The sequence below is a fragment of the Roseobacter sp. genome, assembly GCF_024639605.1.
Taxonomy (GTDB): domain Bacteria; phylum Pseudomonadota; class Alphaproteobacteria; order Rhodobacterales; family Rhodobacteraceae; genus Roseobacter.
In genome coordinates this window covers 1-9,310 of the sequence record NZ_JAHEHZ010000136.1, presented here as the reverse complement: position 1 = coordinate 9,310, position 9,310 = coordinate 1, and the positions used below count along the sequence as shown (strand labels likewise).

The window sequence follows — 9,310 nt, the reverse complement described above, 5'->3', positions numbered from 1 at the left end:
GCGTCACGTTTCGCTATGGCCACCAAGGATGTTGCGGGTGATGAGGCCTATAAGGCGATCCATGACGCGCTGATGGCCTATGGCGGGCCGGTGGATATCGCCAGCCTGCGCCGCGTCGCCGAACCTTTTGACCTTGATCTGGACGCTATCGAGGCGCGCATGGGCGCTGAAGAGATAACGGAAAATATCCGTGCCAACCGTGCGCTGGCCCAGCGTCTCCAGATCGGTGGCACGCCTACTTTCGTGATGGGCGATCAGCTGGTACGTGGATTTGTCGAATACGATCAGATGCAGTTGTTGGTGGATGATCTGCGCGGCTGACCGCGCGTTAAATCCGGACGCGCGCTATTCAGCCGCGTCCGCCACAGCCGCCGCGTCCAGTTCGGCGGCTTTTTTCTCGACCTGCTCTACGATGTGCTCGACCATCTGATCATTGCTGAGTTTGTGGCTCTGTTTGCCGGCGAGATAGACCATCCCTGCCCCGTTGCCACCGCCGGTGAATCCCACGTCTGTCATCAGCGCCTCGCCTGGTCCGTTCACGACACAACCGATGATGCTGAGACTCATCGGCGTCTTGATATGCTCGAGCCGCTCTTCAAGCTTTTCGACCGTTTTTATCACATCGAACCCCTGGCGCGCGCAACTCGGACAACTGATGATGTTCACGCCCCGGTGCCTCAGCCCGAGCGACTTCAGGATCTCATAGCCGACTTTTACCTCTTCGACCGGATCGGCGGAAAGGCTGACGCGGATCGTGTCGCCAATGCCCATCCACAGCAGATTGCCAAGACCGATGGCCGATTTGATGGTGCCGGAGGTCAACCCGCCGGCCTCGGTGATGCCCAGATGGATCGGCGCGTCCGTCGCTTCGGCCAGTTGCTGATAAGCCGCTGCAGCCATGAAGACATCCGAGGCTTTGCAGCTGATTTTGAACTCGTGAAAGTCGTTGTCCTGAAGGATTTTGATGTGATCAAGACCGCTTTCGACCATCGCGTCCGGACAGGGCTCGCCGTACTTCTCCAGCAGATGCTTCTCGAGGCTCCCTGCATTGACGCCGATCCGAATGGAGCAATTGTGATCCCGTGCGGCTTTTATCACTTCGCGCACGCGTTTTTCGTCGCCGATGTTGCCCGGGTTGATACGCAGGCAGGCCGCGCCGGCCTCGGCAGCCTCAATCCCGCGCTTATAATGGAAATGAATGTCCGCGACGATCGGAACAGACACTTCGGGTACAATGTCTCGCAGCGCCTTTGACGAGGCCTCGTCAGGAACCGATACCCGGACGATATCCGCGCCGGCATCGGTGGCGGCACGGATCTGTGCGATCGTCGCTTTAACGTCCGTGGTCAGCGTGTTCGTCATGGTCTGTACGGTGATCGGGGCATCGCCGCCGACAGGAACATTGCCAACCATGATCTGACGCGATTTACGCCGGTAGATATTGCGCCATGGACGGACGTGATTAAGCGACATCAGACGCACCTCGGAACGTTTCATCTGTCACGCAAAATAGACAGGCGCGCAGGTGGCCGCAATGGCCCGAAGCCGTTTCATGTGAGTTTATTGGTTTTCGGTAGCGACAGTTGTCTGCAGTTCAACCACAGTTGTCGCAAGTGCCTCGTCAGAGGAGATATCAGCGATGGAGTAGGCAGCTTTGAGCGATTCCACATCCAGTGCAAGGTTAGAGGTAATCACGCCGGTCTGCCCGACGGGGCCGTAGTATTCACCGCTGAGTGCAAAATAGATCGCGCCACTCTCGCCGGTGCGCAGGGTCGGAGGCTCTTCTCCGACGGGCGCATCCCATGTGTCGCCCGGTTCCATGATCGTCTCAAAGATTACGGTGCCGTCAGCTGCGCGAACGCGCACCCATGACGGCCGCACGGCGACCATGCGCAGGGCCGGACCGGGTTCTTCGGAAACCTTCGGCACCGGCAGCTCTGTCTGAGTTGCGTCGGGGAATGCCGCAATGCTCGAGGCAATGGCCTCGTCGAAGGAACTATAGGCGCGCGCAACGGCGGGTGGCGGGTTTTCCGGTGGGGTGAAGTTGCCGATCGTGCGCGGATCAATGGTTGAGATCGGCGCATCGCGGGCCACCAGAACCGGCACATCAAGCGCCTGCGGCCGGTACAACCGCTCTAACGCCGCGGCAGTATCTGTGCTGCCGGGCAGATCTCCCGGGGACGTCGTCTCAGGCGCGCCGGAGAGTATCCCATCGAGCGGGTCGAGATCTGAAAGCACTACGGGTGTCTGGTCGACCGGTGCGACCTGAACCTTCTGCACTTCCTGCAGCACGGTCCATCCGCCATAGCCGATACCGGAAATCAGCGCCAGCAGGACAACTACCGACCCCACCGCGCCTGGTTCAATACGTGACCAGATACTGTCGCCGGTCGGCACGAAAGGCGTGCCAGGCCGGCTGAACATATCGGCTTCACGTGCGGCGCGCGACGGTGCTGTTTTCCCTGTCTTGCGCACGACAGAGGCCTCGGCGGACATCCCGTGCGCAACGGAAAAGCCGCTTTCCTCGCAGAAGGTATCAAAGGCCTGATCAGGATTCATGCCGAGATACCGCGCATATGACCGCACGTAGCCGGCAATGAAGCCGGGCGTGTCAAAAGCATCGGGATCACAGTTTTCTATAGCGGCAATGTAGGAAGCTTTGATGCGCAACTCACGCTGCACGTCGAGCAGGGATTTGCCCATTGTCGCGCGTTCGCCGCGCATGACATCACCCAGACGCAATTCAAAATCATCGAACGCTTTACGTTCGATTTTTTCTTCCACACTCTTTGAGTGCTTGCGCCCGATCATATGTCTGCCCTGTCTTCCCCGTGTCTGCCTGATCGCCCTGAGTCGGATTTAAATCGTCCCAACGATTCGTATCCGCCTTCTTGTTTAAGTCAGGTTAACACAAGACAATTCCAATTACATCAGGGCCTTGCTTAGCCTGCCTGTTCGGCACGATTTAGCGCACAATGTGACCAAAGTCCGTCCATCGCCCGCACCAGAGCATCCGTTTCTCCGGGTCCATGTACCGGAGAGGGAGTAAAACGCAAGCGTTCAGTGCCGCGTGGCACCGTCGGGAAATTGATCGGCTGCACGTAAATACCGTGATCGTCCAGCAGCATATCGCTGAGCAGCTTGGTGTGGACCGGATTGCCGACCATGACGGGCACGATATGGCTGCCGTTATCAATGATCGGCAGGCCAAGGCCTTTGAGGCGCATCTTCAGAACACGGGCACAGGTCTGGTGCGCCTCGCGCAGTTCCGGAGCGCGCTTCAGAAAGGCAACAGAGGCCGCCGCGCCGGCTGCGACCGCAGGCGGCAGCGACGTGGTGAAGATGAAGCCCGGCGCGTAAGACCTTATTGCATCACACATTTTTGCGGATGCGGCGATATAGCCTCCCATGACGCCGTAAGCTTTGGCGAGTGTGCCGTTGATGATATCAAGCCGGTGCATTAACCGGTCGCGCTCGGCCACACCGGCGCCGCGCGGGCCATACATTCCGACCGCATGGACCTCGTCAATATAGGTGAGCGCGCCGAACTCGTCGGCCAGGTCACAGAACGCTTCGATCGGACCGAAATCACCGTCCATGGAATAGATTGATTCGAAGGCTATCAGCTTTGGTGCGGCAGGATCATCGGCCTCAAGGAGTTCGCGCAGATGGTCCACATCGTTGTGCCGGAAAATACGCTTGGCGCCACCGTTTCGCCGCACTCCTTCGATCATCGATGCGTGATTGAGCGCGTCAGAATAAATAATAAGGCCCGGAAACAGTCTGGGCAGCGTCGAGAGTGTTGCATCATTGGCGATATAGGCCGAGGTAAAGAGCAGCGACGCCTCTTTGCCGTGCAGATCGGCCAGTTCAGCCTCCAGGCGCTTGTGATAAACAGTGGTTCCGGAGATATTACGGGTGCCGCCCGAGCCTGCCCCCGTGGCCTCAAGCGCTTCATGCATGGCCTCTAGGACGACCGGGTGCTGGCCCATGCCCAGATAATCATTGCCGCACCAGACAGTGATGTTCTGTTTGCTGCCATCGGGTCGGGTGCGGACGGCATGCGGGAACTGCCCGTTGCTGCGTTCGATATCGATAAAAGTCCGGTACCGGCCTTCATCGTGCAGACGCGCAATCGCCTGATCCAACTGATCGTTATAATCCACCCGGGCAGTCTCCTTCATCCTGTGCGCAGCTTTCGCACCGGCCGTTAGCATTTAATTACAGGTCCGAACGCTGATGATCAACATCTCTGCACGGCGCAGCTTGTCGCAGCTTTGACAGAGATCAAAGGCAGCCGTCTGGCCGGGCTCTCTCTGGACACCCGTTGCCACGCTGATACGGTGCCGCAAACCGCCCACAAAAGGATTTTACCCATGTCCCCGGATGCCGTTCTGTCCCGTATTGATGCCGATCTTCCTCAGGCCCTTGACCGGCTCAAAGCGTTGCTGCGCATCCCGTCCATCTCGACCGATCCGGCATATAAAGCGGATTGCGATGCGGCTGCTGACTGGCTGGTACAGGATCTGCAAAGCATGGGGATTGCGGCCGGCAAACGCCCCACCCCCGGGCATCCGATGGTTGTGGCACATGTGGACGGGCCAGGCCCGCACCTGCTGTTTTACGGACACTACGACGTGCAACCTGTTGATCCTGTTGATCTGTGGCACAATGACCCCTTTGATCCGCAGATCGAAGATACACCCAAAGGCAGGGTAATCCGCGGCCGCGGTACAGCAGATGACAAGGGTCAGCTGATGACATTTGTCGAAGCCTGTCGTGCCTGGATCGCGGTTCACGGCAGCCTGCCCTGCAAAATGACATTTTTCTTTGAGGGCGAAGAAGAGAGCGGCTCGCCCTCTCTGGTCCCGTTCATGAAAGAAAACGCAGAGGAGCTGCGCGCCGATCTGGCGCTCATCTGTGACACCGGTCTTTTTGAATCGCGGGTGCCGGGCATCGAGGTGATGCTGCGCGGCATGCTCCAGGAAGAGATTACGATCACCGGTCCGGACATCGATCTGCACTCGGGGCTCTTTGGCGGTGCCGCGATCAACCCGATCCGGGTCCTGTGCCGGTGCATTGCGGCGCTGCACGACGATACGGGCCGTGTCACCGTTCCCGGATTCTACGACGGCGTGCCCGAGCTCAGCGATGAGGTGCGCGCGCAGTGGCAGGCACTTGGCTTTGATCACGCGGCGTTTCTGGGAGATGTGGGGCTGTCGCATCCTGCCGGCGAACAGGACCGCACACCGCTGGAGATGCTCTGGTCCCGTCCGACCTGCGAAGTGAACGGCATTACCGGGGGCTATACCGGCGAAGGGTTCAAAACAGTGCTGCCGTCCAGAGCGTCGTGCAAAATCAGCTTCCGGCTTGTCGGCACACAGGATCCGCAGGCGATCAGAAGGAACCTGATTGCGATGATCGAGGGCATGCTGCCGCCGGACTGCAGCGCCAGCTTTGTCAATCATGGTGCAAGCCCCGCGTTTCAGATCAGGGAAACTGACGCCCGGTTCGATACGGCCCTTGCCGCTCTGACCGAGGAATGGGGCGTGCCGGCCACCTATACCGGCAGCGGCGGATCCATCCCCATTGCTGGCTATTTTCAGGACCTGCTGGACACAACGCCGATGCTGATCGGTTTCGGTAAAGACGACGACGGCTTGCATTCCCCGAACGAAAAATACGACCTCGAAAGTTTTCACAAGGGAATGCGCAGCTGGGCACGCATTCTTGCTGCTTTCACCTCATGACAGGGCATATTGAGGGGTTTCAAACCCGCAGCATCCCCTGCGGTCAGACTGAGATCTGTGTCGCCACGGGCGGGTCAGGGCCCCCTGTCCTGCTGCTGCACGGCTTCCCTCAGACCCATGCTATGTGGCATAAGGTGGCGCCCGCCCTCGCTGCGGATTTCACGGTGATCGCCCCTGATCTTCGCGGGTATGGCGCCAGCGGCAAACCGGCCGGCACAGAGCCCTACAGCTTTCGCCATATGGCCGCGGACCAGGTGGCGCTGATGGACGCACTTGGGCACGGGCAGTTTCACGTCGTCGGGCATGACCGCGGCGGGCGGGTGGCGCACCGGCTGGCGCTGGACGCGCCCGGGCGGGTCGCCAGCCTGACGGTGATGGATATCGTGCCCACACACCTGCTGCTCGATCAGCTGACGCGCGAGGTGGCCACGGCCTATTATCACTGGTTTTTCCTGGCACAGCCGGCGCCTTTTCCCGAAACTCTCATCGGCCATGACCCGGATGCCTATTTCGAAAGCTGTCTTCTGGGCTGGGGTGCCGCGCAGCTGAGTGATTTTGACCCGGACGCGCTCGCCGCCTACCGGAACGCCTGGCGCAACCCTGAGGCAATCCGCGGCATGTGTGCCGATTACCGTGCAGCCCTGCAGGTGGACTTTGACCTCGACGCTGCCGATCTTGACCGCCGGATCACCTGCCCTTCCCTTGTGCTTTTCGGGGCGCAGAGCGCGATGGCGCGGGCCTGTGATGTCGCGGCAACCTGGTCTGACCGGCTGTCGGATATGAGCGCGCAATCCGTTCCGGGCGGACACTTTTTCATCGATCAGAACCCGACAGAAACCCTCGCGGCACTCAGACCCTTTCTCTCACGCGTCAGTTGAAACCTCACGGTACCGTACGAAATTCGGACGAAACCGGTCTGAAGTGTGGTATTCCAACTGGCACATAACAAAGGGAACAGGGACATATGTTTGCACGTGTAACACATTACAAAATGAAACCGGGGTCTGTGGATGTTGCGAAATCCATGTTGGATCAGATGAAGCCAAAGATTATGGCGCTGCCGGGAATGGTGCGTTTTATCAATACAATGAACGACGATGGCAGCGGCTGCGTGATTTCGCTCGTGGACAGTCGCGAGACATCAGACGGCAATGCCGATAAGGTCGCGGCACTGTGGGCCGTCTTCACAGAGCACCTTGAGGCGGCTCCTGAAGCACACGGATTTGACGTGATCGCTGACTGGACCTGAACTTTCCCCAGGCCGGAAACAAAAAAGGCCTCCGCTTGCGCGAGGCCTTTTTAAGCAGCGGTGGCGCGGTTGACGGGGCTCGAACCCGCGACCCCCGGCGTGACAGGCCGGTACTCTAACCAACTGAGCTACAACCGCCCACTGCGGCGCCACTCTCGCAGCGCGTCCCGTTCTACTATTGCGCAGTCTGCGGCGCGTCAAGCGGCCTTTGGTACAAAATCAGAAAATTCCCTGAAATCCTGCAAGCAGGCGGATCCGGCCAGCCGTTATTCCGGCAGGGGAATGAATTCCTGATCGTCGCCGGGTGGCAGCTGAAAGCGGCCGTGGGCCCAGTCCCCTGCCCGCCAGGCCTCTTTCGCCGCATCGATCCGATCTTTTGAAGACGCGACGAAATTCCACCAGATATGACGTGGCCCGTTCAGCGTCGCACCGCCCAGCAGCATCAGGCGCGCGCCCTGATCACCGGCGCGCAAAGAGATGCGATCGCCTGGGCGGAACACCATCATCTGACCGGCCTCAAAGGTGTCGCCCGAGACGGTGACCTGGCCGCCGGTCACATAAACACCGCGGTCTTCGTGATTGTCAGGCAGGGGAATGGAGACACCCGCTTCCAGTATGGCGTCGGCATAGAACATCTCGGAGAACGTCTTCACCGGTGCGGTTTCACCCCAGGCCGAGCCGAGGATCAGCCGGACCGTTTTGCCTTCGCCCTCCAGTTCAGGAAGATCGTCCCTGCCCGCATGCTGGAAATCCGCCGGGTTGTCTTCGGCCTCCTCAGGCAGCGCCACCCATGTCTGGATGCCAAAAAGGTCATGCGGGCTTTTTCGGATCTCTCCGTCTGTGCGCTCCGAATGAGTGATGCCATGGCCCGCCACCATCCAGTTCACCGCACCGGGGTTGATCCACTGATCGGTGCCAAGACTGTCGCGATGGTGGATCCGGCCTTTGTAAAGATAGGTGACAGTGGCCAGACCAATGTGCGGATGCGGACGTACGTCGATGCCTTTACCGGTGACGAATTCTGCCGGGCCCATCTGGTCGAAAAAGATGAACGGGCCCACCATCTGGCGTTTTGGCGCGGGAAGCGCGCGGCGCACTTCGAAGCCCCCCAGATCGCGCGCGCGCGGTACGATGACGGTTTCGATGGCATCCACTGCATCACCGGTGGGGCAGTCGGGATCAAGGGCGGGGTTCCAGCTCACAGGCAGATCTCCTGAATTATTTCAGGGTAAAGATAACAGGATTGAGATGTGCGGCAATACCGCCAGGCCTCACCTTTCGCGGAGCATCTGTGCGCTGATGTCGGATAGCGCTCCGTCAGACCGGCGCCGCACAGCCATGTCCAGGCGCGCGGCCATCAGGATGATTTCCGAGACTTCTTCGGCATCCTGCGCCACGGCCATCTCATAGGCTGCGTATTCCAGAAAGTGCGATGCAATCAGCATCGCGAGCGGCGCCCGTTCGCGCCCGGGCAGTGCATCGAGCGCCCTGATGGAAGCCTGGAGATCAATTATACCGTTGTCACGCTGCGCCTCTGGCCGTGCCATACTGTGCCTGTCTCTGCTCCGGATCAGACTTGATGCGCATATCTGCGGCCACCTGATCCCCGTTTCGCACAATTCGGTGCGCGTAAGCGGCGGCCGTTTGACACCGGCGAACCGACGGGAATTCCTGGTCTGCGCCGACGGGACGACATACTCCGCGTCGGAGAGAAGGTCCCTCACTTTCAGATGTCTGTCAACCCTGAGGAGAGTGAAGCGCATATTAATGCAACAAATAAGGTAGCGGGGCCACAGATATTTACGGGCTCAGCAGACCTCCTCCGGAACACCAGCCCTGCGCTGCAAAGGATCATACAGCTGCAGCGCTGCCGCCAGGTTGATCAGCTCGCCTGTCTCGCGACTATCGAGCCTTACGGCCAGCTTAAACGCTCCGTATTCAATCAAAGCCGCCGCAATCCGGATTGCACTGGCACCACGCTCTTCGGGTGGCAGCCTTTCAAGATCGTGCATGAGCGCGCTCAGCGTTTTGTCTTCGCTGCTGTCCCGTGGTATCTCCTGCGCGCGGGCGCCCGTCTGATCTTCGCGCATCATTGCGGTACCTTCCCTCCGATAAGAGCTCCTGGTCGGGTTGACCGTGACACAGGAACACCTGACTGAAAAGACGCAAACCCCCGCGAAGACAGTTTCTGCACATTCACGCGATTGCTTGCTGTAGGCGCTATGGCGTCGACTCTTTTCCGATCGCAACAGTGTTCCGGCATCTGCGTCAGTGTCATCCTGCAAGCTATGTTCAACGCTCTGTCCGGCAG

Annotated in this window: 10 protein-coding genes and 1 tRNA gene; 4 read left to right on the top strand and 7 right to left on the bottom strand. The window is 59.5% G+C overall.

The features are described from left to right. A partial coding sequence (locus tag Q0M35_RS14985; RefSeq protein WP_295316704.1) for a DsbA family protein occupies positions 1-321 on the top strand: 321 nt, incomplete at its 5' end. 24 nt (positions 322-345) lie between these two features. Here the strand turns inward: Q0M35_RS14985 and ispG are convergent. The 3 genes from ispG to hemA form a co-directional block, all read right to left on the bottom strand. Then, complete coding sequence (ispG, locus tag Q0M35_RS14980) at positions 346-1,473, bottom strand: flavodoxin-dependent (E)-4-hydroxy-3-methylbut-2-enyl-diphosphate synthase (protein ID WP_295316706.1); 1,128 nt, start codon at positions 1,471-1,473, stop codon at positions 346-348. Positions 1,474-1,560: 87 nt separating this feature from the next. After that, positions 1,561-2,811 (bottom strand): helix-turn-helix domain-containing protein, encoded by a 1,251-nt coding sequence (locus Q0M35_RS14975; RefSeq protein ID WP_295316701.1) that lies wholly within the window; start codon positions 2,809-2,811, stop codon positions 1,561-1,563. Positions 2,812-2,942: 131 nt separating this feature from the next. Further along, complete coding sequence (gene hemA / locus Q0M35_RS14970) at positions 2,943-4,166, bottom strand: 5-aminolevulinate synthase (protein WP_295316699.1); 1,224 nt, start codon at positions 4,164-4,166, stop codon at positions 2,943-2,945. 210 nt (positions 4,167-4,376) lie between these two features. Here hemA and Q0M35_RS14965 point away from each other — a divergent pair, with 210 nt between their 5' ends. The 3 genes from Q0M35_RS14965 (at position 4,377) to Q0M35_RS14955 (ending at position 6,999) form a co-directional block, all read left to right on the top strand. Continuing rightward, positions 4,377-5,750 (top strand): M20/M25/M40 family metallo-hydrolase, encoded by a 1,374-nt coding sequence (locus tag Q0M35_RS14965; protein WP_295316697.1) that lies wholly within the window; start codon positions 4,377-4,379, stop codon positions 5,748-5,750. Next, positions 5,747-6,628, top strand: coding sequence for an alpha/beta hydrolase (locus Q0M35_RS14960; protein WP_295316695.1), 882 nt, complete (start codon positions 5,747-5,749; stop codon positions 6,626-6,628). The genes Q0M35_RS14965 and Q0M35_RS14960 overlap by 4 nt, the downstream gene beginning before the upstream one ends. An 86-nt stretch (positions 6,629-6,714) precedes the next feature. Beyond that, positions 6,715-6,999 (top strand): hypothetical protein, encoded by a 285-nt coding sequence (locus tag Q0M35_RS14955; protein WP_295316693.1) that lies wholly within the window; start codon positions 6,715-6,717, stop codon positions 6,997-6,999. Between the two features lie 61 nt (positions 7,000-7,060). Here the strand turns inward: Q0M35_RS14955 and Q0M35_RS14950 are convergent. The 4 genes from Q0M35_RS14950 to Q0M35_RS14935 form a co-directional block, all read right to left on the bottom strand. Beyond that, positions 7,061-7,137, bottom strand: a tRNA-Asp gene (locus tag Q0M35_RS14950). A gap of 128 nt (positions 7,138-7,265) precedes the next feature. Further along, complete coding sequence (locus Q0M35_RS14945; protein WP_295316691.1) at positions 7,266-8,201, bottom strand: pirin family protein; 936 nt, start codon at positions 8,199-8,201, stop codon at positions 7,266-7,268. A 69-nt stretch (positions 8,202-8,270) separates the two neighbouring features. Further along, positions 8,271-8,546 carry a hypothetical protein gene (locus Q0M35_RS14940; protein ID WP_295316689.1) on the bottom strand — a complete coding sequence of 92 codons (276 nt, stop codon included), beginning with the start codon at positions 8,544-8,546 and terminating at the stop codon, positions 8,271-8,273. Between the two features lie 261 nt (positions 8,547-8,807). Continuing rightward, the gene (locus Q0M35_RS14935) at positions 8,808-9,092 is read right to left on the bottom strand and encodes a hypothetical protein (RefSeq protein WP_295316687.1); all 285 of its coding nucleotides are present in this window, start codon (positions 9,090-9,092) and stop codon (positions 8,808-8,810) included. Positions 9,093-9,310 lie beyond the last annotated feature (218 nt).

Excerpts from the sequence above, each read along its gene's own strand:
- ispG (WP_295316706.1), bottom strand. The coding sequence starts at position 1,473 with ATGTCGCTTAATCACGTCCGTCCATGGCGCAATATCTACCGGCGTAAA.
- Q0M35_RS14960 (WP_295316695.1), top strand. The coding sequence starts at position 5,747 with ATGACAGGGCATATTGAGGGGTTTCAAACCCGCAGCATCCCCTGCGGT.
- Q0M35_RS14940 (WP_295316689.1), bottom strand. The coding sequence starts at position 8,546 with ATGGCACGGCCAGAGGCGCAGCGTGACAACGGTATAATTGATCTCCAG.
- Q0M35_RS14965 (WP_295316697.1), top strand. The coding sequence starts at position 4,377 with ATGTCCCCGGATGCCGTTCTGTCCCGTATTGATGCCGATCTTCCTCAG.
- Q0M35_RS14935 (WP_295316687.1), bottom strand. The coding sequence starts at position 9,092 with ATGATGCGCGAAGATCAGACGGGCGCCCGCGCGCAGGAGATACCACGG.
- Q0M35_RS14955 (WP_295316693.1), top strand. The coding sequence starts at position 6,715 with ATGTTTGCACGTGTAACACATTACAAAATGAAACCGGGGTCTGTGGAT.
- Q0M35_RS14975 (WP_295316701.1), bottom strand. The coding sequence starts at position 2,811 with ATGATCGGGCGCAAGCACTCAAAGAGTGTGGAAGAAAAAATCGAACGT.